This is a genomic window from Herbiconiux sp., from assembly GCF_023264895.1.
Lineage (GTDB): Bacteria > Actinomycetota > Actinomycetes > Actinomycetales > Microbacteriaceae > Herbiconiux.
The window spans coordinates 55,654-77,416 of sequence record NZ_JAHFUY010000020.1; the positions used below are offsets into that span (position 1 = coordinate 55,654).

General features: G+C 69.6%; 23 protein-coding genes and 1 pseudogene. 14 read left to right on the plus strand and 10 right to left on the minus strand.

Going from position 1 to position 21,763, the window contains the following annotated elements:
- Nucleotides 1-24: 24 nt before the first annotated feature.
- The 4 genes from Q0D57_RS03600 to Q0D57_RS03615 form a co-directional block, all read right to left on the minus strand.
- Nucleotides 25-273, minus strand: coding sequence for a hypothetical protein (locus Q0D57_RS03600; protein ID WP_291038263.1), 249 nt, complete (start codon nucleotides 271-273; stop codon nucleotides 25-27).
- A gap of 73 nt (nucleotides 274-346) precedes the next feature.
- Nucleotides 347-688 carry a carboxymuconolactone decarboxylase family protein gene (locus Q0D57_RS03605; protein ID WP_291038266.1) on the minus strand — a complete coding sequence of 114 codons (342 nt, stop codon included), beginning with the start codon at nucleotides 686-688 and terminating at the stop codon, nucleotides 347-349.
- Nucleotides 689-782: 94 nt separating this feature from the next.
- Nucleotides 783-1,469 carry a Pr6Pr family membrane protein gene (locus Q0D57_RS03610; protein ID WP_291038269.1) on the minus strand — a complete coding sequence of 229 codons (687 nt, stop codon included), beginning with the start codon at nucleotides 1,467-1,469 and terminating at the stop codon, nucleotides 783-785.
- Entirely contained in the window at nucleotides 1,466-2,383 is a 918-nt protein-coding gene (locus Q0D57_RS03615; RefSeq protein WP_291038272.1) for a DUF5996 family protein, read from the minus strand. The genes Q0D57_RS03610 and Q0D57_RS03615 overlap by 4 nt, the downstream gene beginning before the upstream one ends.
- A 122-nt stretch (nucleotides 2,384-2,505) precedes the next feature.
- Here Q0D57_RS03615 and Q0D57_RS03620 point away from each other — a divergent pair, with 122 nt between their 5' ends.
- From Q0D57_RS03620 to arr, 8 genes are read left to right on the plus strand one after another with little or no spacing between them, the layout of a single operon-like run.
- Nucleotides 2,506-3,630: a glycosyltransferase family 1 protein gene (locus Q0D57_RS03620; RefSeq protein WP_291038276.1), complete on the plus strand. Its 1,125-nt coding sequence runs from the start codon at nucleotides 2,506-2,508 to the stop codon at nucleotides 3,628-3,630.
- Complete coding sequence (locus Q0D57_RS03625) at nucleotides 3,627-4,712, plus strand: glycosyltransferase (RefSeq protein WP_291038281.1); 1,086 nt, start codon at nucleotides 3,627-3,629, stop codon at nucleotides 4,710-4,712. Before Q0D57_RS03620 ends, Q0D57_RS03625 begins: the two co-directional genes overlap by 4 nt.
- Nucleotides 4,709-5,749, plus strand: coding sequence for a glycosyltransferase (locus tag Q0D57_RS03630; protein ID WP_291038284.1), 1,041 nt, complete (start codon nucleotides 4,709-4,711; stop codon nucleotides 5,747-5,749). The genes Q0D57_RS03625 and Q0D57_RS03630 overlap by 4 nt, the downstream gene beginning before the upstream one ends.
- Nucleotides 5,746-6,570: a galactosyltransferase-related protein gene (locus tag Q0D57_RS03635; protein ID WP_291038287.1), complete on the plus strand. Its 825-nt coding sequence runs from the start codon at nucleotides 5,746-5,748 to the stop codon at nucleotides 6,568-6,570. The genes Q0D57_RS03630 and Q0D57_RS03635 overlap by 4 nt, the downstream gene beginning before the upstream one ends.
- A gap of 35 nt (nucleotides 6,571-6,605) precedes the next feature.
- Nucleotides 6,606-6,971 (plus strand): hypothetical protein, encoded by a 366-nt coding sequence (locus Q0D57_RS03640; RefSeq protein ID WP_291038290.1) that lies wholly within the window; start codon nucleotides 6,606-6,608, stop codon nucleotides 6,969-6,971.
- Complete coding sequence (locus Q0D57_RS03645) at nucleotides 6,971-7,267, plus strand: hypothetical protein (protein ID WP_291038293.1); 297 nt, start codon at nucleotides 6,971-6,973, stop codon at nucleotides 7,265-7,267. Before Q0D57_RS03640 ends, Q0D57_RS03645 begins: the two co-directional genes overlap by 1 nt.
- A 47-nt stretch (nucleotides 7,268-7,314) precedes the next feature.
- Nucleotides 7,315-7,989, plus strand: coding sequence for a dihydrofolate reductase family protein (locus Q0D57_RS03650; protein ID WP_291038296.1), 675 nt, complete (start codon nucleotides 7,315-7,317; stop codon nucleotides 7,987-7,989).
- Nucleotides 7,990-7,991: 2 nt separating this feature from the next.
- On the plus strand, nucleotides 7,992-8,414 hold the full coding sequence (gene arr / locus Q0D57_RS03655; protein WP_291038299.1) for an NAD(+)--rifampin ADP-ribosyltransferase: 423 nt from the start codon (nucleotides 7,992-7,994) through the stop codon (nucleotides 8,412-8,414).
- Between the two features lie 3 nt (nucleotides 8,415-8,417).
- Here the strand turns inward: arr and Q0D57_RS03660 are convergent, their stop codons facing one another.
- Nucleotides 8,418-8,819: a helix-turn-helix domain-containing protein gene (locus tag Q0D57_RS03660; RefSeq protein WP_291038302.1), complete on the minus strand. Its 402-nt coding sequence runs from the start codon at nucleotides 8,817-8,819 to the stop codon at nucleotides 8,418-8,420.
- A 64-nt stretch (nucleotides 8,820-8,883) separates the two neighbouring features.
- Between Q0D57_RS03660 and Q0D57_RS19400 the strand changes: the two genes are divergently transcribed.
- Entirely contained in the window at nucleotides 8,884-9,744 is an 861-nt protein-coding gene (locus Q0D57_RS19400; RefSeq protein ID WP_366518577.1) for an LLM class flavin-dependent oxidoreductase, read from the plus strand.
- Nucleotides 9,745-9,752: 8 nt separating this feature from the next.
- On the plus strand, nucleotides 9,753-11,084 hold the full coding sequence (locus Q0D57_RS19405) for an FAD-binding oxidoreductase (RefSeq protein ID WP_366518578.1): 1,332 nt from the start codon (nucleotides 9,753-9,755) through the stop codon (nucleotides 11,082-11,084).
- A gap of 39 nt (nucleotides 11,085-11,123) precedes the next feature.
- Here Q0D57_RS19405 and Q0D57_RS03670 read toward each other — a convergent pair whose 3' ends face one another.
- On the minus strand, nucleotides 11,124-12,278 hold the full coding sequence (locus Q0D57_RS03670) for an AI-2E family transporter (RefSeq protein ID WP_291038305.1): 1,155 nt from the start codon (nucleotides 12,276-12,278) through the stop codon (nucleotides 11,124-11,126).
- A gap of 145 nt (nucleotides 12,279-12,423) precedes the next feature.
- On the opposite strand from Q0D57_RS03670, the gene cls reads away from it, so the two are divergent.
- Complete coding sequence (cls, locus tag Q0D57_RS03675) at nucleotides 12,424-13,896, plus strand: cardiolipin synthase (protein WP_291038308.1); 1,473 nt, start codon at nucleotides 12,424-12,426, stop codon at nucleotides 13,894-13,896.
- Here the strand turns inward: cls and Q0D57_RS03680 are convergent.
- Nucleotides 13,877-17,461 (minus strand): DUF5979 domain-containing protein, encoded by a 3,585-nt coding sequence (locus tag Q0D57_RS03680; RefSeq protein WP_291038311.1) that lies wholly within the window; start codon nucleotides 17,459-17,461, stop codon nucleotides 13,877-13,879. The genes cls and Q0D57_RS03680 overlap by 20 nt on opposite strands.
- Before the next feature lie 240 nt (nucleotides 17,462-17,701).
- On the opposite strand from Q0D57_RS03680, the pseudogene Q0D57_RS19410 reads away from it, so the two are divergent.
- A pseudogene (locus Q0D57_RS19410) lies at nucleotides 17,702-18,106 on the plus strand (DUF389 domain-containing protein); the annotation flags it as partial.
- Nucleotides 18,107-18,265: 159 nt separating this feature from the next.
- Here Q0D57_RS19410 and Q0D57_RS19415 read toward each other — a convergent pair.
- Nucleotides 18,266-18,832, minus strand: a complete 567-nt coding sequence (locus Q0D57_RS19415; RefSeq protein WP_366518579.1) for a mechanosensitive ion channel domain-containing protein — start codon at nucleotides 18,830-18,832, stop codon at nucleotides 18,266-18,268.
- Between Q0D57_RS19415 and Q0D57_RS03690 the strand changes: the two genes are divergently transcribed.
- The gene (locus Q0D57_RS03690; RefSeq protein WP_291038317.1) at nucleotides 18,719-19,102 is read left to right on the plus strand and encodes a hypothetical protein; all 384 of its coding nucleotides are present in this window, start codon (nucleotides 18,719-18,721) and stop codon (nucleotides 19,100-19,102) included. The two genes, Q0D57_RS19415 and Q0D57_RS03690, sit on opposite strands and share 114 nt — an antisense overlap.
- Before the next feature lie 37 nt (nucleotides 19,103-19,139).
- Here Q0D57_RS03690 and Q0D57_RS03695 read toward each other — a convergent pair whose 3' ends face one another.
- Nucleotides 19,140-19,817, minus strand: a complete 678-nt coding sequence (locus tag Q0D57_RS03695) for a GAP family protein (RefSeq protein WP_291038320.1) — start codon at nucleotides 19,815-19,817, stop codon at nucleotides 19,140-19,142.
- 222 nt (nucleotides 19,818-20,039) lie between these two features.
- Here Q0D57_RS03695 and Q0D57_RS03700 point away from each other — a divergent pair, with 222 nt between their 5' ends.
- On the plus strand, nucleotides 20,040-21,095 hold the full coding sequence (locus Q0D57_RS03700) for an AI-2E family transporter (protein ID WP_291038323.1): 1,056 nt from the start codon (nucleotides 20,040-20,042) through the stop codon (nucleotides 21,093-21,095).
- A gap of 21 nt (nucleotides 21,096-21,116) precedes the next feature.
- Here the strand turns inward: Q0D57_RS03700 and Q0D57_RS03705 are convergent, their stop codons facing one another.
- Nucleotides 21,117-21,746, minus strand: a complete 630-nt coding sequence (locus Q0D57_RS03705; RefSeq protein ID WP_291038326.1) for a hypothetical protein — start codon at nucleotides 21,744-21,746, stop codon at nucleotides 21,117-21,119.
- Nucleotides 21,747-21,763 lie beyond the last annotated feature (17 nt).

The following is a 21,763-nucleotide window of genomic DNA, read 5'->3' on the forward strand; positions in this document are numbered from 1 at the left end:
AATGGGCTCGCGAGCGAAGTGGGCTCAGGCGTGCTTCGCGCGGCCCGCTATGGACTCGCGGATGGCTTCCTCGTCGACGTCGACCTCGCCCACGTCGTCGGGCCCGCCCTCTCCGGGCAGGGAGATGACCGCCCCGTCGTCGACCTCCGGGTCGTCGAGGTGGGTCGAGCCGCGCGGGTTCTCCTGCGACTCCGCGGTCTCCTCGTCGCTGGAGGGGCTGTAGGTGACGTCCTTCTGGACGGTCTCTTCGTCGTTACCGCTCTGAATGGCCATGGGCTCGACGATACGACGCTCTGCGCGCCCCGCAACCCCCTCACGCGGTCGGCCGTGCTCCCGTCGGCACGGGTCAGTGCTCGTGGGCTCCCGACAGCTTGAAGCCGAGCCGCCCGTGGGCGAAGCCGCCGCCCGCGCGGATGGCGGTGGCCACCCAGGCGGCCTCGGCGAGCTCCTTCTCGCTCGCGCCTGCCGCGACCGCGCGCTTGCTGTGCGCGTCGATGCAGTACACGCACTGCGTGGTGTTGCTGACCGCCACGGCGATGAGCTCGCGGTACTTCAGCGGGATCTCTCGCCCGTCCGTTGCGAACACCGAGGCGTCGAACGCCACGAACGAGGCGAGGATGTCGGGCGTCTGCTCCTTGTACACGCTCGTGTAGCGGGCGTCGTTCTCGCGGTCGTAGTAGTCGGACACGGGGCCTCCAGTTTCGTCGACGAACCCCTCGACGCTACGCACCGCCGCCCGGCACCACCCACCCACCCGACCGACGACGTAACACTGACCGGATTCAGCGGGGGCGGGGGTCGTGGACGAGGGCCGGGAGGTGCTTGTCGAGGAGGGTGAGGAGGGCCGCTATCGCGACCGCGACGAGGAGGATGACGGCCGAGTTGCGGAGGGAGTCGGCGAGGCCGATGAGGTCGACGTCGAGGAAGGGGTAGGGGTACCAGCCGGTGAGAGCTCCGCGCACGAAGGTGAGCACGAGCCAGGCCAGGGGCCAGATGAAGGCGAGGGACATCACCCGCCACGACATGCGCGGCCTCGGCCCGAAAATGAGCCAACCCAGGAGCGTCGCCCAGGGGGAGATGTAGTGGAAGCCGATCGTGGCGGCGAGGGCCCAGCCGGTCGGGTGCACGAGCCCGGCGAGCACGAAGTCGTAGACGAGCCCCGTGATGATGATGCCGAGCAGGGCGTCGAGCCTCAGCACGCGCCACAGCCGGCCGTCTCGGCCGATGCTCACGGCGAGCGCGATCGAGGTGCCGAGCACGAACAGGTTGCTCTGGATGGTGAAGTAGCTGAAGAGGTTGACCAGCCGCTCGCCCAGGCTCTGGCTCGTGGTGGGCTGGAACGAGTTGACGTCCTGGCCATTGGTGAACACGAGCACGAGCTGGATGACGAGCGCGGTGCCCACCACCACGGCGATGCCGCCGAACCAGATCCGCGCCGCGCGGGCGCGGGCGCTCGTGAGGGCGGTCACGAGCGGGGGCCGGGGAGCGCGTCGTCCCAGCGGGCCAGGGTGCGGGCGGCCTCGAAGGTGGCTTCGAGGAACTCGGCGACGAGCGCATCCGGATCGGCCGCCGTGCGCACCGCCTCGTAGGGCAGGAGGAACTCGCCGAGCTCGGCGCTGTAGTAGGCCGGAGCCGGGACGGGTGCGTCGGCGAAGCCCTCCGGCACCGGGTACGCGTAGGAGTAGAAGGCGCCCTCGACCCCGCCTCCTGGCCAGAAGCCGGCGCTGCTGATCTCGTGCGAGTAGCCCTCGACCATCACATGGTCGGGGCAGTTCGGCACGCCGCCGGGATGCGCGGGCGCCTCGCGCCCGGAGAAGCGCGTCACCGCGATGTCGAGGGCACCCCAGAACAGATGCACCGGACTCACCTTGCCGACGAACGGCGCGCGGAACGCCGTGAGCACCCGGTCGGCCTGGATGAGCTGCCGCCAGAACTGCGTCACCGCACGGCGGTCGTAGCTGCAGTGCTCCGTGTCGTCGGCGAACGGGATGGCCGGGTCGACCTCATTGGGCCGGGCGTGGATGGCGACCTCGATGCCGAGGCTCTCGAGCGCGGCGAGCACCTGCTCGTAGAACTCGGCGACCGACATCGGCTCGAGCGGGAGCTCCGCGATCCGGCCGTCGCTCCGGCGCAGCTCGAGCCGGTGCACGAGCAGGTCGAACTCGATCTCGAAGAGGTCGGTGCCGTAGGGGATCGGCCCGGTCGTGAGGCCGCGCGCGGTCACGTAGAGCGGCACCTGCCACCAGTGGTTGACCATCGGCGCGAACGCCATCCGGATCTTGCCGACGATCTGCGTCCACAGGTGGAACGTGACGCGGGTGTCGGCCCAGTCGTCGATCGCGAGGGAGGGCCAACCGCGGGCGGGGGATTCCGAAGTGCTCACCGCTCCACGCTAGCGGTCGTCCCGATCCGAAGGCCAGAAAACAGATCGTGTCAAGCGGGTTGCGGCGATCCCGAGAACTCGTTCACTGAATGAAGGGAGAGGAACACCGAATGAGCACTGTCATGTCCGGGATCAGAGCGCGAGGAGGCGACGAGGGGGATTCCCGAACCATCCGCGTGGCCTCCGTGCCGTCGTCGCACGTCTACGTGAAGCACCTGTCGCCGCCGATCCCGGACGACCGCGTCGTCCGCCTGCCCGATCCGGACCCCGACGACCACCGTCGCTCCGCGGTGTCGCGCTGGTGGCCCCCCGTGATGCTCGACCCCGAGTGGGTTCGTGAGCACGCCGCGGAGTTCGACATCTTCCACCTGCAGTTCGGCTTCGACGCCCGCACCCCCGAGGAGCTCGCCGAGCTCGTCGCCGCCCTCCGGGAGGCCGGCAGGCCCTTCGTCTACACCGTGCACGACCTGCGGAACCCGCATCACCTCGCGCGCGACGCGCACGACGCCCAGCTCGACGTGCTCATCCCGGCGGCGGATGCGCTCATCACCCTCACCCCGGGCGCCGCAGCCGAGATCGAGCGGCGCTGGGGCCGGACGGCGCTCGTGCTGCCGCATCCGCACGTCGTCGACGTCGACACGATGGCGGCCGTGCAGGCCCGCAGGGTGGGGAGCCCGCGCGCGGACTCCGGATTCCGGGTGGGAGTGCACGTGAAGAGCCTGCGGGCGAGCATGGACCCGCTGCCCGTCATCCGGGCTGTGGCCGCCGCCGTCGCCGAGATCCCCGGTGGCGTGCTGCAGGTCGATGGTCACACGGACGTGCTGACACCCTCCGGCGCGCGCCACGACGAGGCACTCAGCACCTACCTGCAGGAGGCGAGCGGTCGCGGCGAGCTCGAGCTGCGCATCCACGACTTCTTCACCGACGCCGAGCTGTGGGAGTACCTCGCCAGCCTCGACGTCTCGGTGCTGCCCTACCGCTTCGGCACCCACTCGGGCTGGCTCGAGGCGTGCCGCGACCTCGGCACCGCCGTCATTGCGCCGGACTGCGGTTACTACTCGGAGCAGGGCCCGGTGATCGGCTACCACAACGACGAGGACGGCCTCGACATCGCGTCGCTGCACACGGCGGTGCACGTCGCCGCGCGCACGGCGGCCCCTCCGCCCGAGCCGATCCCCGCGCGCCGGCGGCAGCGCGAGATGATCTCCGCCGCCCACCTCGATTTGTACCGGAGTCTCATCGGATGAAGCGCCTTCGCATCTGCCTGATCGCCTCGAGCCGATTCCCCGTGGCCGAGCCGTTCGCCGGAGGTCTCGAAGCCCAGACGCACACCCTGGCCGGAGCTCTGCGCGACCGTGGGCACGAGGTGACGCTGTTCGCCGCGCCCGGATCGGATCCGGCGCTGGGGGCCACCGCGCTCGACGTGGCCGAGTTCGAGCCGTCGGACGAGGCGCGCTCGGACGTGGGGGCCTCGCCCGAGCAGTGGATGCGCGAGCACCACGCCTACCTGGCCCTCATGCTCGACCTCGCCCGCACCGGGCACGAGCGCTTCGACGTGGTGCACAACAACAGCCTCCACCACCTGCCGGTGGCGCTCGCCCCGACACTGTCGGTGCCGATGGTCACGACGCTGCACACGCCGCCGACGCCGTGGCTCGAGTCGGCCGTGCGGCTGACCCCGCCCGCCCACGGGCCGTCGCGGTTCGTGGCGGTGAGCGGCGACACCGCCTCGCGGTGGGCAGCGAGCATGCCGGCCGAGGTCATCCTGAACGGCATCGACACCGAGCGCTGGCGGTTCGGGCCCGGCGGGACGGATGCGGTGTGGTTCGGCCGGGTCGTTCCCGAGAAGGCCCCGCACGTGGCGATCGACGCCGCGAGGCTCGCGGGGGTGCCGCTCGTGCTCGCGGGTCCTGTGCACGATCATGGCTACTTCAGTCGGGAGATCGCACCTCGGCTCGGTGACGGCGTGCACTACGCCGGGCATCTGGCGAGCGAGGAGCTGATCGAGCTCGTGCGGCACTCGTCGGTGTCGATCGTGTCGCCGGACTGGCCGGAGCCCTACGGGCTCGTCGCCGCGGAGTCGATGGCCTGCGGCACCCCGGTGGCGGGGGTCGCGACAGGGGCACTGCCGGAGATCGTGACGGCGGCCGGCGGCCGGCTGGCGGCCCCGGATGATGTGCCAGGGCTCGCCGACGCCGTGCTCGGGGCGCTCGAGCTGCCGCGGATGGGGGTGCGCCGACACGCCGTCGAGCGGTGCTCGGTGGAGACCATGGTGGACGAGTACGAACGGTGCTTCATCGGGCTCCTCGGCGAGGCCCGAGCGGCGTGATCGGGTACTACGTGCACCATCAGGGGCGCGGGCACTCCTCCCGGGCCGTCGCCATCGCCGCCCGGTTGGGCCGCGATGTCACGGGACTCTCGTCGTCGCCGCGACCGGATGGCTGGCCGGGGGAGTGGATCGTGCTGCCGCGCGACGACGGGCCCGCGGCCGATCTCGGGAGCGGCGGTGTCGCATCCGATGCTCCGGATGCCGGCGGCGCGCTGCACTGGGCACCGCTTCGGCACGAGGGCTTCCGGCAGCGGTCGGCGAACATCTCGGAGTGGATCGAGCGGACCCGGCCCGCGGCGATGGTCGTGGACGTCTCGGTGGAGGTGGCTCTGCTGGCGCGACTGCACGGGGTCCCGGTGGTGAGCGTCGTGCTGCCGGGTGAGCGCTCCGACGGGCCGCATCGGCTCGGGTTCGGAGTGTCGAGCGCGCTCGTCGCCGCCTGGCCGCCGGCCGCGACGGGCATGGTGAGTGGGCTGTCGGCATCCGATGCCGGGCGGGTCGAGGCGGTCGGCGCGATCTCGCGGCGGCCGCCGTCGACGAGTGCGCTGGGCTCGAGCGCGACGGGCCGGCGGGTGCTCGTGCTCGGAGGTGCGGGTGGCGGCGGAGCGGATGAGCAGGCCCTGCAGCGGGCGCGCGCCGAGACCCCGGACTGGCACTGGGACGTGGTGGGCGGAACGAGCGGGCGCTGGGTCGAGGATCCCTGGCCGCTCATCGTGGCCGCCGACGTCGTGGTGGCGCACGCGGGGCAGAACGCGATCGCCGAGATCGCGGCCGCGCGGCGCCCCGCGGTGATCGTGCCGGAGGACCGCCCACACGACGAGCAGCGGACGACGGCGGCCGTGCTGCAGCGGCCCGAGTGGCCGGCAGTCGTGCTCGAGCGGTTGCCCTCCTCGGGCTGGCGGGCGCTGCTCGAGCAGGCGGCGGCTCAGGACGGTGAGCTGTGGCAGGGCTGGAACGACGGGCTGGGCGCCGAGCGCGCCGCCGCCGCCATCCGCCGCGTCGCCGATGCCGCCCGCGTGCCGGAGGTGGTGTCGTGAGCCGCACCGCCGTGATCACGATCGTGCACGGCCGCCGAGGCCACCTCCTGCTGCAGCGGCGCGCGCTCGGCCGGGAGGGGGAGCAGCCGGATCTCCACGTCGTGGTGGCGATGGACGACGAGGACCTCGTGCGCTCGACGGCCCCCGAACTCGAGGGCGTGCACCTCGTGAGCCTCCCCACCACCGATCACGGGCTGCCCCTGGCGCGGGCCCGCAACCTCGGTGCGGCGACGGCCCGCGCGCTGGGTGCCGACGTGCTCGTCTTCCTCGACGTCGACTGCGTGCCGGGCCCGGGAGCCGTGGCTGCCTACGCGCAGGCGGCCGCCGATCCGGAGCTCGCCGATCGCCTGCTCTGCGGTCCGGTCACCTATCTTCCCCCTGCCCCCGACGGGGGCTACGACCTCGATCGCCTCGCCGACGCGGATGCCCCGCACCCGGCACGGCCGGCTCCGTTGCCGGGTGAGGTCTCGCTCGGTGGGGCGCACGAGTTGTTCTGGTCGCTGTCGTTCGCGCTCACGGTGCCGACCTGGCGGCGTCTCGGCGGCTTCTCGGAGGAGTACGCGGGCTACGGCGGCGAGGACACCGACTTCGCCTACCGGGCGCGGGATGCCGATGTCGAGCTGGCGTGGATCGGATCGGCACGCGCCTACCACCAGCACCACCCCGTGAGCAGCCCGCCCGTCGAGCACCTGGACGAGATCATCCGGAACGCGACGATCTTCCACCGCCGGTGGGGCACCTGGCCGATGACGGGCTGGCTCGAGCGCTTCGAGGAGCTGGGGCTCGTGGTGCGCTCGGAGGCAGGGCTCTTCCGCGCCTGACTCCGTTAACCAGCCGGAGGTGGGATGGTGAGGGAATGAAGAGCGTGAAATACGGAGCGGAGGCGTTCCAGACCTCCGACGCCGTGGCAGACGCGATGATGACCTTCGCGGCGTCTCTGAGGTCGATGGACCACGGGCTGCTCGTGACGGTGCCGACGATCGAGGAGGACGGCCGCGAGGGGTCCATCTCGATCGTGCTCGGGCCGGGCATCCCCATCCTCTCGAGGCCCAGTGTCTCCGATGTGGCCGATCCGGAGGCGGTCGCCCTGCTCGAGCAGATGTCGAGCGCCACCCGCAAGCGGACCACCTCGAGTGCGGTCGTGCCGGGCGAGACCGGGCCCGACATCGCCGTGCACCTCAACCTCGCCGAGGTCGAGCACGCCGAGCGGAACGGTCTCTGATGGGCCGGCTGCTCTACGGCCCGCAGGAGCGCGAGATCGAGTTCGCCGACCGCGTCCTCGCGCACGTGCAGGTCGTCATCGTGAGCAAGCTCCGGCGATCGGAGTCGTTCACGCTCTCCTGGGTGGGGCACGGCGAAGACGGCCGGACGACGGTGTGGATGCATCCGGCGGTGCCGATCCAGTTCCAGTTCGACTCCACGAAGTCGCCGCAGCTGAACTCCGCCTGGCTCCAGGATCTCAATGCCGCGGCCGCCCGGGGCGACCTCCGCGTCTCGGAGGAGCCCGCATCCGGCTGACGCCTCCTTCTATGTTGACGGCGTCCACTTTCTGCTAGCGTGACCGCATGGTCAAGCTCAGAGTGCACAACCTCGCCGTGTCGCTGGACGGTTTCGCGACGGGGGAGGGGCAGTCGTTCGAGACGCCGTTCGGGCACGCCGGCGGGAGGCTCATGGAGTGGTTCTTCCCGACCCGCTCGTTCGTGCAGATGTCGGGCCACGAGGACGAGGCCGTCGGATCGGGCACCACGGGCGTCGACGACGCGTTCGCGGCGGCCACCGGTCGGGGGATCGGTGCCGAGATCATGGGACGCCGCAAGTTCGGCCCGCAGCAGGGGCCGTGGGAGGACGAGTCGTGGCGTGGCTGGTGGGGGGAGGAGCCGCCGTTCCATTCTCCGGTCGTCGTGCTCACCCATCACGAGCGGCCGGACCTCGTGGTGGGGGAGACGACGTTCCTCTTCCGCTCGCTGCCTCCCGTCGAGGCGCTCGCGCTGGCGACGGAGCTGGCCGGCGGGCTCGACGTGCGGCTCGGTGGCGGTCCCACCGTGGTCCGGGCGTTCCTCGAGGCCGACCTCGTCGACCACCTGCACCTCGTGGTGGTGCCGATCGTGCTCGGCCGGGGCGTGCGGGTCTGGGACGGTCTCGAGGGCCTCGAGGAGCGCTTCGACGTGGAGGTGACGGCGTCGCCCTCCGGTGTCGTGCACTACGTGCTCTCGCGCACCGGATCGCGGCCGGACGCCTGATCGTGAGTGCGGCGCACGAGACGGGGCCGTTCTTCCACGGCACCACCGCCGACCTCAGGCCGGGTGATCTGCTCTCGACGGGCTTCCGCTCGAACTACCGGCCTGACGTCGTGATGAACCACATCTACTTCACGGCGCTCGTCGACGGCGCCGGGCTCGCGGCGGAACTCGCGGCCGAGCTCGCGCCCGACGAGCGCGAGCCCCGGGTCTACCGCGTGGAACCGATGGGCGCCTTCGAGGACGACCCCAACGTGACCGACAAGAAGTTCCCCGGCAACCCGACCCGCTCGTACCGCAGCACGAGCCCGCTGCGCGTGGTGGAGGAGATCACCGACTGGCCGCGGCTCGCTCCCGAGGCGCTGCAGGTGTGGCGTGAGCGCCTGGTCGCCCGCCCGCCGGAGGAGCGGGGCGAGATCCTCGACTGAGCCTCACCGAGGCTCCGAGGCCACGTCGGCGTCGGTACGCGGGGCCGCATCCGGGTGCGTCGGGGCGACCCTCCATCGGGCAGCATAACCGGCGATCGGCTGGAGGGCACCGAGCAGATCACGCCCTTGAGCTGTGAGCTGGTAGCGGACCGAGACGGGCATGGTGTGCACCACGACGCGGTCGACGAGCCCGGCGTGCTCGAGTTCACGCAGCCGCACCGCGAGCAGACGGGAGGACAGGCCGCGCACGACCGCCATGATGTCGCTGAAGCGCTCGGCGCCGCGGGCGAGCGCCAGGAGGATACCGCCGTTCCAGCGCTTGCCGACGGCCTCGATCACCTCGATCGCCCCGAGGCAGGCCTCGTCGTCGATGGTCTGCCACTGTTCCACATCCGGCCTGGGCACTTACTTATAGTAGCCCAATTACTGCGGGTTTGCAGGGCTTCATCCAGCCGATGAAGCTGGAGCCATGCCCGACTACCACCACCGACTCAGGTTCGGATCCTTCATCACACCGACCGTCAGCCCCGTGCATCACGCCCTCGATATGGCCAAGGCGAGCGACGATGCGGGACTCGATGTGGTGACCTTCCAGGACCACCCGTACAATTCCTCGCTTCACGACACCTGGACGCTCATGACGTGGGTCGCCGCGCAGACCAGCCACGTCCACCTGTCCGGGAACGTGCTGAACCTCGCCTTGCGGCCCCCCGCTGTCCTGGCCCGCGCTGTCTCGAGCTTGGACCTGCTCAGCGGGGGACGGGCCGCCCTGGGCCTCGGAGCCGGATACTTCTGGGACGCCGTCGCCACCATGGGTGGCCGGAAGCTCGGTCACGCCGATGCCATAACGGGGCTGGAGGAGTCGCTCGCGATCTTCCGCGGCATCTGGGACACGACGCTCCGCACTCCGCTCGTGGCGGGAGGCGGGTTCTACTCCGTCGAGGGCGCACAGCGCGGACCGGCGCCGGCGCACGACATCCCCATCTGGCTCGGGGCCTACAAGCCCCGGATGCTCCGCCTCATCGGGCGCAAGGCAGACGGCTGGCTGCCAGGGCTTCCGGCGATGCAGCCGGGCGACTACGCGCGCGGCAACGAGGTCATCGATGCCGCCGCGGCCTCGGTCGGCAGGGATCCGCGAGACATCACCCGGCTTCTCAACATCACTCCGAATGAATCCGCCGACGACCTGGTGCGGCTCGCTCTCGAGGACGGGGTGAGCATCTTCATCCTCCTCGGCGCAGACGATTCGCGAGTCATCCGCCACTTCGCGGAGCGGATCGCGCCAGAAGTCCGCGAGCGGGTCGCTGCGGCCAGGGCGGGCGAGAAGTGAGCAGGCGGATGGCCGGCATCGACTACGGCGCGATCCCCGAGTCGCTCGCCGTGACCGCGGTCGAGCCCGGCGACCGCGACTATCCCCGCTACACGGCGAGCTTCCTGCGCGGCGGCGCACCCGCGCTCGTTCTGCGGCCGAAGAACCCGGCCCAGGTGCAGGACGCCGTGCGGTTCGCCGCATCGCAGCGTGACGTGCCGCTCGGCATCCTGAGCGCCGGTCACGGCATCTCCGGCCGCTCCTTGAACTACGGCGGCCTGGTGATCGACGTCAGTGCGCTCGACCATGTCACGCCGCGCGGCGGCCGGCGCGTCGACATCGGGCCGGGTGCTCGGTGGATCGACGTCGCCCGCATTCTCACGCCGCTGGGTCTGGCGATCACGAGCGGTGACTACGGCGGGGTGGGTGTCGGCGGGCTCGCGACGGCAGGGGGGATCGGCTGGTTCGCCCGCGAGCACGGGCTGACCATCGATCACCTGCGGTCGGTGGACGTCGTGACGGCCGACGGCGAGCTCCTGCACGCGAGCGAGGACGACAACCCGGACCTGTTCTGGGCGATGCGCGGTGCCGGAGCCAACTTCGGTGTCGCGGTCGATTTCGAGTTCGAGGCCGTCCCCGTGGGTGACGTCGCCTTCGCACAGCTGACCTTCGCGGTGACCGACGTCGCCGAGTTCCTCGAGAACTGGGGGACCGCCCTTGAAGCGTCCGACCGCACGGTCACCGCGACCGTGCTGCTCGGCGCAACCCGGCGCGGCCGGGCGAACTACGCTCAGGCGACCGTGGTGGTCGATTCCGGAGACTCCGACGTCGTGCTGGAACGGCTGCAGCCGATCCTCCGGACTGCGCCGCTCGCCCAGCGATCCGTGGCCATGACGAGCTATGAGGAGGTCATGGGGGCCTACCTCCAGGAGGGCAGGCAGCAGGGCGTCGGGGAACCGCTGTCCCACTCGGCGTTCGCGCGACACCTCGACCCCGAGCTGTCGTCGGAGCTCGCGGCGATGCTGGAGTCGGGCGCCTCCCACTTCTTCACCATCCGCTCCGTCGGCGGTGCGATCTCCGACGTTCCATCGCTGGCGACGGCGTACGGCTGGCGGGGCGCGAACTTCGCCCTCGTCGCACTGGGATCGCCCGACTCGGGGCTCGATGCATGGTGGGCGCGGCTGTCGCCGTCGTTCGAGGGGATGTACCTCAGCTTCGAGTCGGACACGGGTCCGGAGAACCTCGCCGTGGCGTTCCCGCCGGCGCATCTCACTCGCCTCCGCGGGTTGAAGCGCACGTACGACCCATCGGGCCTCTTCCGCGACAACTTCTTCATCGATCCGGACGTCGACACGGAGTGAGGGATGGCTCTGCGAGTGTCGCTCACGGCCGGCGGCTGGTCAGTGGTCCCTCGACGCCCGCTGTCTTCGCTGCTGGCGGGCTCGCTTGGCGGTCGCGTCGTCGGCTCTCATGATGGCGCGCGTCTCGAGGGTGTCGCCGATCACGGGACGTATCCAGCGGGCGTCGGGGTTGGAGTCCACAAGGACGGTGCGGACGAGCAGCGTCAGTGGGATCGCGAGGATGGCGCCGATGGGCCCGATGATGAGCGCCCAGAACAGCACGGAGAAGAAGGTCAGTGTCTGGCTGAGCGACACCGCGTTGCCCACGACGCGAGGCTGGATCACGGACTGCACCACGGCATTGATGATCCCGTAGACCACGATGACGGCGATGACGGTGGGCCAGCCTCCGACGAGGAAGCCGAAGACGATCGGCGGGATGATGGCGAAGAAGTAGCCGATGTTGGGGATGAAGCTGCAGAGGAAGGCCAGCAGCCCCCAGAGGAGCGCGGCGGGGACGCCCATGATCGCCAGGGCGATGGTGTTGAGGATGCCCTGGGCGATGCCGAGCAGGGTGGTGACGACCATGTACGTGCGAACCCCGGAGGCGTAGGCGCGGAGGGCGTCGGCCAGGTGGGGGCGGCGGTCGCTCATCTGGCGGAGGACGGTGGGCACGTACACGGCGTCGGCAGACATGAGGATGAGCATGGTGAGCACGATGATCAGCCCTCCGGTGATGCCGAAGACACTCCCGAGCAGGCCGCTGAAGAAGGCCAGGATGCTGCCCGGGTCGAAGCTCGCCCTGACGGCCTGGACCTGCTCGGTGCCGATGCCGATGCTCTGCAGCCAGGAGGCGACGTTCGCGCCGATCTCGCCGAGCTGATCGGCGTAGTCGGGAAGCATGGTCGTGAACTGGGCGAACGCGATGATCAGCGTATAGGTGAAGCCGGCGAGGAGGGCGAAGACGACGAGGATCACGGATCCGGTCGCGATGCCGCGGGGGACACCGCGTCGTTCCAGGGCGGCACCGACGGGGTGGGCGCAGATCGTCAGGATCATGGTCAGCAGGACCGGGGCGAGGATGTCGCGGAGACCCGCGATCCCGAACGAGACGACGACCGCGGCGGCGAGCCCGACGAGGATGACGGTGCCGCGCGGATACGAGCGTGAGGCGGCGGCGGTGTCGGGGGATCCGGGAGCGCTGGAATTCGTCATCGTGTCCCCTTCATCGCTGAGCCGGGCCGTGGACCAACCCTAACGGAGTGCCCCACAGCGCACACGGATACTGGCATAATCGGCGCACCGGACAGATCGCAGTGGATCGCCGTGGTCGTCCTGAGAGCGGGGGAGAGGCGGCGTCATGGAGACGCAGGCAGTCACGGTTCTGGTCGCGGTGCTGTTCTTCGTGATCGATCTGGTCGTGAAGATCGCGGCACTGATCATCCTGCCGCGGGACCGCAAACCGACGGCGGCGATGGCCTGGCTGCTCGCGATCTTCTTCATCCCGTACCTGGGGATCTTCTTCTTCCTCCTCATCGGCAGCGCGAAGCTCCCGAAGAAGCGCCGGGACAGGCAGAAGGAGATCGACCGCCTGATCACCGGGTCAGCGGTCGGCCACGGCCTTCCCCTCGATCGGTCGGGGTGGCCGACGTGGCTGCCGAGCGTCGCGGAGCTGAACCACGCCCTGGGGTCGATGGCCATGGTCGGTGGCAACCGTGCCGAACTGGTCGGCGACTACCCGGCGTCGATCGCGGGAATGGCGGCCGACATCGACACGGCGACGTCGTTCGTGCACGTGGAGTTCTACATCGTGTCGTTCGACGACGCCACGAGGGAGTTCTTCGCGGCCATGGAGCGTGCCGTGCGGAGGGGCGTCACGGTGCGGGTTCTCCTCGACCACGTCGCATCCGTTCGGGCGGTCGGGCACAAGGAGACCTTCGCGGAGCTCGACCGCATCGGAGTGAGCTGGAGCTTCATGCTCCCGGTGCAGCCGCTGAAGGGCAGGTATCAGCGCCCGGATCTGCGCAACCACCGCAAGCTCGTCGTCGTCGACGGACGAGTGGGGTGGATGGGATCGCAGAACCTCACCGACCGGAGCTACAACTCTCCCAAGAACATCGCACGCGGTCTGCAGTGGCAGGAGCTCATGACCAGGGTCACCGGTCCGGTCGTGACGGGCATCAACGTGATCTTCCTCGGCGACTGGTGGTGTGAGACCGACGAGCTGATCACCGGCGAGAACGTCCCCATCGCGGAGGTGGTGCCCGACCGGTCACCGGAAGCGATGGACTGCCAGGTGGTGCCGTCCGGGCCCGGCTATGACGGCGAGAACAACCTGAGGCTCTTCCTCGAGCTGATCCACGCCGCACAGGAGAAGGCGATCATCACCAGCCCCTACTTCGTGCCCGACGAGGCCATGATGTACGCCATCACGTCGGCGGCGAGACGCGGCGTCGACGTGCAGCTGTTCGTCTCCGAGATCGGCGACCAGGGCCCGGTCTGGCACGCTCAGCGCTCGTACTACGGTGAGCTCCTGCGAGCCGGCGTGCAGATCTGGACCTACCCGGCCCCGTTCATCCTGCACGCCAAGCATCTCTCGATCGATGACCAGGTGGCGGTGATCGGATCGAGCAACATGGACATCCGTTCGTTCGCCCTCGACCTCGAGGTGTCGCTCCTCGTTCGAGGCCGCACCTTCGTCGACGGCATGCGCGAGGTCGAGGCCGGCTACCGGGCCATCGGTTCCCGGATCACCCTGGAGTCGTGGGAGAGGGAGCCGCGCTCGGCGACGTTCCTGGATGGTCTCGCGCGGCTCACGTCCGCGCTGCAGTAGCCCGTCGCGTCGTCGCCACGACCAGGAGACCGAGCAGAAGCGCGAAGAACGCGACCGCGACGACCACGTGCGGCCACGGCAGCCCTGTGTCGGGCAGGGGATACGCCGCGAAGGTGTTCGTGAGGGTGACGGCGGTGGTCCGGCCGTCGGCGATCACGATCCGCTCCGGACTGAAGGTGGGCTGTCCCGTCCACTTCCCGCCGGGCAGTTCGGGAAGTGTCGAGATCTCCCTGAAGGTGACGACGGTACCGGCGGGGAGATCCTGGGGCCCGTCGACGACTTCGCCCGAGGCGGAGACGGTCAGCGTTCCGGCTGGTGTGACCGAACCGTCGAGGTGGTAGGCGACGTCGAAGGTCGTCCCGGCGGGGACGGTTCCGGCCCCGCTGCCGTCGATGACCTTGTGGAGGGAGAACCCTCCGGCCAGGAGCCGGATGCTGTTGGCGAGCACCACGGTCTCGTTCCCGCCGTCGGCGATCACGATCTGCTCGGGGTCGAACTGCGCGGTCTCCCAGGCCGCACCGGGCACGACCGGGAGCGGGGTGACCTCGTCGAAGGTCACGACGGTGCCCTCGGGAAGGTCCTGAGGCCCGTCGACGACCTCGCCCGTCGACGGCACGGTCAGGACGCCGGCCGGGGTGGTGGCGTCGTCGAGGAAGTACTCCACCTCGAAGGTGGTACCTGAAGGAACCGAGGCGGCTCCGGTGCCGGTGATCGTCTTCTGGACCGAGAACCCGCCGAGAAGCTGCCGATAGCTGTTCGTCGCCGTCACGGTGGGGTTCTCGCCCTGGCCGATGCTGACGGACTCAGGCGAGAAGGTCACGCCGGTGTACTCGTACCCGGGCGCGGCAGGTGGATCGACCTCGAAGAAGTTCACGACGGTGCCGATGGGAAGGTCCTGCGGCCCCTCCACGGTGCTGCCGTCGGCCGGGACGGGGAAGGCGCTCCAGTCGAAGACTCCGTCGATGCGGGTCCAGGCCACGACGGAGAAGGTGGTGTCGGCCGGGAACGCTCCGGCGTCGATTCCCGCGAGGGACTTGTTGAGCGAGAAACCGCCGACCGGACGGTACGTGTTGGTTGCGGCGACCGAGGTGGTGGTGCCGTCTCCGATGGTGATGACCGCGGGGCCGAGCGATGCGCCATCGGCGCTGAAGGAGACTCCCTCGTCGATGTAGCCGGCCGGTGCGTCCGGCCCTCCGAGTTCGAGGAACGCCACCCGGCTGCCCACCGCGAGATCGTCCGGTCCGGGAACGACGGTGCCATCAGCCGGCAGGTCGAACCGGTCGATCACGGGCCGGCCGTCCACGACGTGCACGGCCACGACGGGGAAGGTGGTTCCGGGTGGGAATTCGGCGTCGCTGATCGCGCTCTCGGGTGCGAGCACCTTCTGCAGGTCGAAGCCGCCGACCGGTCGCACGGTCGAATAGGTGTTCGTGGCGGTGACCTGCGTGTTCTCGCCGTCCCCGATCATGATCTCCTCGGGAGCGACGCCCCAGGACTCCAGGGTCGCATCCGGCGGGGTGAGGGCGCTCGGGTCGGACTCCTCGAACGTCACGACGGTCCCCACCGGGAGATCCTGGGGCCCCGTGACGGTGGTTCCGTCCACCGGCAGCTCGAAGACCTCGCTCACGGGGGCGCCCTCGACGGTCCAGGATGCGGTGACCTCGAACGTGGTGTCCTCCGGGAAGGCACCGGGATCGATGCCCGCCACCTGCTTGCTCAGCGAGAATCCGCCGGCCTCGGGCACGACGGGCAGGTAGCTGTTGGTGGCGGTGACCACCGGATCGGTGCCCTGGCCGATCGTGATCCGCCGGGACGAGAAGGAGACGCCGTCGAAGACGTACCCGTCGATGCTCGGGCGGCCGATCTCCACGAAGGTGACGACGCTCCCCACCGGGAGGTTCTGCGGCCCGGCCACGACGGTGCCGTCGGCGGGCAGGTCGAAGCTTCGCACCTGTGGCGTCCCGTCGTTCACCCAGACAGCGAGCACCCGGTAGCTCAGTCCGGCGGGCACGTCATCCGGTGCGACCCCGCTGAGCTGCTTCGCCAACGAGAAGCCGCCGACGGGCTGATACGTGTTGGTGGCCACGACGACCGGATTCTCGCCGGCGGCGATCGTGATGGTGGGGGGCGAGAAGGAGACGCTCTCGAAGGCCCAGCCGGGCGCATCCGGAGGCGTGATCTCGCTGAACGACACGATGGTCCCCGCCGGGAGGTCCTGCGGGCCCTGCACGACGGCGCCGTCGGACGGCAGGTTGTAGGTCTCCTCGTAGTCGACAGCGTCGATGGTCCAGGATGCGGTGGTCTCGAAGTCGGTGCCGGCGGGGAGCTCTTCAGCTGTGATGCCACCCGCGAGGATCTTCTGCAGCGAGAAGCCGCCGACCGGGTCGGTGGCGCAGGGGAAGAGGCCCGCGAAGAGGTTGGTGTGCAGCTCCTTGCCGCCCTGCAGTGCGGTGAAGTCTCCGGCGACGACCTGCCCTTCGAACTCCACGCCGCCCTGCGCGCCGGGAGGGAAGATGACGTGCGCCTGCGGCGCGTAGATCGAACCGCGAACAGGCTCGCCGCCGCGCGAGGTGATCACGACGTCACCGGTGATGTCACTGAGGTCGAACAGCACGTAGCTGATCCCCAGGCCGTTCGGGACGTCCTTCCCGGGGTAGGCGTAGGAGGGCAGCCGCAGCGTCCCGTCGACGAGGTCGGATGGGCTGATCTGCACGACGAGGGGCGACTGCGTCGAGTACTGCGTCATCGTGAACTTCGCCGCGGCACCGAACTGGGGGAGGGTCATCGCGTTGGGGCCGGAAGCATCCAGTGCGATCGCCGCCTCACCACCGACCGAGATGGACGCGGGGGAGACGTAGCCGGCGTCGGCGAGGATGTCTGCGCCCGTATCGCTGGGGAAGTAGTCGGTGAACGGCTGAGCCGTCGACCACGAGGCGGCGCCTGCTCCGCCATTCCAGAGCTGAGGGGTCGACGAGATCTGCGGGCTCAGGTTGGTGCCGCCGGCACCGGGGGAGAGCGAGTAGGTCGAGCCGCTGCTGTCGTAGGCGGCCATGACGCCGTAGCCGGGCGGCGTGCTCTGATCGACGATCTTCACGCCGGCGGCGGGGGTGCCATCGACACGCACCTGCACCTGGGCGACGCGTTGCGGCGCATCGGGCTCGGGCAGTCCGAACCGCGACATGAGCACCCGGTTGAGATCCCCGTCGATGGTCGGCACGCCGTAGTCGGCGTTGCCGCCGACACCGCCCTGGAAGATCGCGTACGAGCCGGACCCGCCGCCTGCGGCGCCGAACGTGGCTGTGCCGCCCACGGCCAGGGTTCCCTCGAGCTCGCTGTTGCCGAGCACGCCGTCGCCGGTCGTGTAGATGGTGTAGCCGGCGTCAGAACCGATCGGTGTCGCCCCGCCCATCGGGTTCACGGATCCGCTCTGACAGTCCTGGGCCTCGGCCGGCGATGCCACCACGAGCGGTGCCGACAGGGCGAGCAGCCCGGCGCCGAGAGCGAGCGACACCGCCAGGAGTCCGGAGAGGGCGCGTCGGGCCGGGCTCGTCGTGGCTCGCGTCACGGTCGTGGTGCTCGTTCGGACGCCCATCGTCCACCCCCCGAATAGGTGTGCCAGGTGGCGGTAACATACAGCGAAATGGACGGTTCGATCAACACCACCGAGGCGATGCGCGACGCCGTGATCTTCGACGGGCCCGCACGAGGCCGGCAGGTCAACCGCTTCTGGGTCCTGCTCAGCCTTGCCGCGGTGATCGCTTCCGCGGGCGTTGCGGCCGACTCCACCGCCACGGTCATCGGGGCGATGATCGTGGCGCCGATGATGCTCCCCATCCAGGGTGCGATGCTGTCGACGGTTCTCGGCGACCGCACCAATCTCATCCGCTCGGTGGTGCTGATCGTTCTGGGCGCCACGGCCTGCGTCGTGATCGGCTTCCTGGTCGGGCTGCTGATGACCAACGACATCACAGCGGCCACCAACACCCAGGTCGCCGGCCGTGTCAGCCCACGACTGATCGATCTGCTGGCCGCGCTCGGCACCGGCGTCGTCGGGTCGATCGCACTCGTCCGGCGAGACATCTCGGACACCCTGCCCGGGGTGGCGATCGCCATCTCGCTCGTGCCGCCACTGACCGTGGCCGGTCTCGCACTCGAGTCGGGTGCCACCGGGGAATCGCTCGGAGCTCTGCTGCTGTTCGCGACGAACGTGGCCGCGATCCTCGTGACCGGAATCGTCGTCATGGCGTTCTACCGCGTGCACCCGGACACGGTGCGCGCCGACGCCAAGCCGGTCGATCGGCGCCGGGCCTTCGTGGTGATCGTCTCGATGCTGGTGATCGTCGGAATCCCCTTGACCGTCAGCTCCGTGTCATCGGCCTCGTCCGCCCTCCGCGACAGCACGATCCACACCGTGGCGGAGCGCTGGGCGGATGAGGTGGGTTGGGACCTCGTCGACGTGGACGACACTCACGTCGGAAGTGTGGTCATCCGAGTCACCGGACCTCTTCCCGTTCCCGAGACCACGACGTTGAAGGAGCAGCTCGCGGCGGAGGGAATCGATCTGACCGACCTGGAGGTCGAGCTGGTCCCGTCGTACGTGGTCGATCTCGGAACCCCTTAGGCAGCCGTCGCGATCAGAGTGGTGGCGGGGGAGTGAGGGGGACATCGGCGTCACCCGGCCGGGCTCCACGGTGATGCAGATCATCCGGGCGGGTGGCTCGGAGAGGACGGCATCGATCGAATCGACGGCGTCGAGGACGACGGCCTCGACCCCCTCGACGGTCAGGACGACGGAGCGACCGTTGAGTTCCTGCACGACCCCGTGGAACTCGTCGAACTCGATGTCGTCGCCGACGTTGATGGGGTGGCGCGTCTGGAGGATGATCCCGGCGGTGAAATTCGCCGAGACCCCGCGCAGGGCGAGGAACACGACCACGGCGACGATGAGCCCGATCGCGATGAGCGGCTGGATCGAGGCGCCGAGGAAGACCAGTGCGACCCCGAGCCCGGTGAGGAGGATCACGTAGCGCACGATGCGGGCGATCAGGATCGCGGGTCCGTCTCCGATCCCGTTCACCTTCTTGCCGAGTGCGATGACCCCTCGGCGGGCGAAGATCGATGCGATCCACGCGACCAACAGGGTCGCCGCGGCGAAGGTCAGGTCCCACGCCGTGATCGAGGGCGACGCGAGCCAGTCGCTGACTGAGGGAGGAATCGTCATGAGTGCGCCTTCCGCTGCATGGTCATCGGCTGATCCGGACGAGGCCGTCGCCGATGATGACGACGCCGATGATGATCGCGACCATGAAGGTCACGAGCCGGCCGTGCGCATCGAGCCAGGTTCGAGCCCGATCGAGCCAGGCCGTGGTCGTGTCGGGCCTGACCAGGTGCGTGATCGCGAGTCCGCCGATCACGGATGAGCTGAGAGCGGCATAGATCGCGGCGGCGGCGATCGTCTCGGCCGTCGAGAGCCGGCTGCTGCCGATCGCGATGCCCGCGGCCACCGCGAGGAGGAGAGCCTTCGGCCTGAGGTTGACGATCACCCCGACGCCGAGCGCGGTCCAGGCCTGCACGGAGCCGATCCGATCGAGCCAGCCGCCCGCCGGCGATCGTGAGGGTGTGCTCGGGCGCCGGAGCGTGAGGATGCCGTAGAGGATGAGAGCCGCACCGATCACCAATTCCGCGGCCCCGAACACGGTCATGTGGCCGAACGCGTGCCGGGGCGATATCGACGAGAGGCCGCTGCCCAATGCCCAGGCGAGCAGGAATCCTCCGACGAGTTGGCCCACCAGGAAGCCGATGCCGTTCGATGACGAGCGGGGCGACAGCAGCAGAGCGATCATGACCGCGATCGGCACCGAGCTGAGGGCAGCGGCCACTCCCAAGGGCAGTAGAGCACCCACCACACCCAGAAGTTCCATGCGGCTGTCCCTCCACGAAGCCTCCTCCGAACCTCTCACAGCGTGCGGCTGCAGGGCTAGTGGTTCCTGGGGTCGTCGTCGGTGCGGGACCTCCCTCTGGTGCTGGAGACGGAACTCTGCTTAGGATCGGCGACACGATCCTCCGGGACGAGGGGAATGGGGCGTGATGGACTTCTGGGCATCGCGGTGCCGGATAGCCGTCGCCGATGTGGGCGGCGCTGTGTGAACGACCGGCGCGGCCTCGGTGCCGCCACTCGGATCGTGCTGTTCACGGCCGCGTCCGCGATCACGATCGTCGGCATCCACCTCGGTGCCGATCTGATCTCGCCGCTGCTGCTCGCTCTCGTCCTGGTCATCACCGTCCATCCGATCCGCCACGTCCTCGAAGCACGGAAGGTCTCTCCGTGGGTGGCCACGGGTGCGGAGATCCTGATCGCCTGGGCGGTGCTGCTCGTGATCCTGGTCCTCACCGTGGTCGCCGGCGGGCACTTCGCGCACATCGTGCAGGACTACGCGTCGGAACTCGAGACCAGCGGGGACGCCGTCCGTTCTCTGACGAGTGAACTCGGCTATCCCCGCGCTGCAGGTGATGCGCTCACCGGCTGGCTGGACCCTCGAACCCTGATCGGTGTCTCCACGGCCATCGCGGGACGTGCCGCATCCCTCATGGTCGCGTTCGCCTTCGTGATCATCTACGTGCTCTACATGGCCGTCGATGCCCCGATCATCGATGGGGCGATCGAAAGGTTCCGCGCGACCCAGGGTGTCCTCGTCGACGCGTTCAGGGCCTACGCCGGATCGGTGCGCCGGTACTACGTGATCAACACCGTCTTCGGCGCCGCCGTCGCGATCGTGGACGGGCTGCTGCTCTGGGCCGCGGGCGTCCCCGGGGTGTTCGCCTGGGTGGTGCTGGCCTTCATCACCAACTACGTCCCGAGCGTCGGCTTCATCATCGGCCTCATACCGCCCACGGTGCTGGCCTTCGCCGTGGGAGGGTGGCAGACGGGCCTCGTCGTCCTGATCGGCTACTGCGTCATCAACGTGACGCTGCAGGTGTTCGTCCAGCCCCGGTTCGTGAGCCAGGCGGTGCGCCTGAATCTCACGCTCACCTTCTTCTCCGTGGTCTTCTGGACCGCCGTCCTCGGTCCGGTCGGGGCGATCCTGGCGCTCCCGATGACGCTCCTGGTGCGCACGATCCTGCTCGGCAGCACGGACGATCGTCCCCCGCTGGGGCGCTGGCTCACCGGCGACCGGTCGCCGCCGGACGAACAGCGCTAGACGACGCCCGAAGCGGTGCGGTCAGATCTTGATGGGGAAGGTCATCCCGACGCCGATGCCGACGAGAGCGGCGACGAGCGCGAGCCCGAGCAGCGTCCAGTTGGCCCAGGACGCCGCAGCACGTTGCGACATCGCTGTGAGGAACAGGACCAGGGCGAACAGCACGGTCAGGAGCGAGTAGTTGTCTCCGCGCTGGTTGTCGACGAGCGCCTCGGCGAACTTCTCGTCGGCCCGGGCGTTCCACTCGTCTGCTTCGACCGCGCCGCTCGGGATGTACTCCGACCTCGCCAGCGGCGAGTTCTCCTGGCGCCCGTCCTCCACCCAGGCGTCGAACGCCACGGCGAAGTCGGGCAGGAACCTGGTCTCGATGTAGGTCGCGAGTGCTGTGTCGCCGGCCAGATCGGCCTTCACCCATTCGGCGTAGATGGTGAGGTCGAACTGGCGGGCATCGCGCGCTTCGCCCTCGTAGTTGCCGGCCTGGATCCGGGCGCTCGAGGCCTGCGAGAACGCGATCGACATCTCGCCGCCCCACTTGGACGCCTCGAACCCGCACCAGGCGGTCAGCACCGCCGTGACCGAGAGCACGAACACCGCGACGATGTCCCGGATCTCACGCGCGCGCTTGCCGGGAGTCGCTGCTTCGTCGACCATGATCCCCCCTTGCCGGT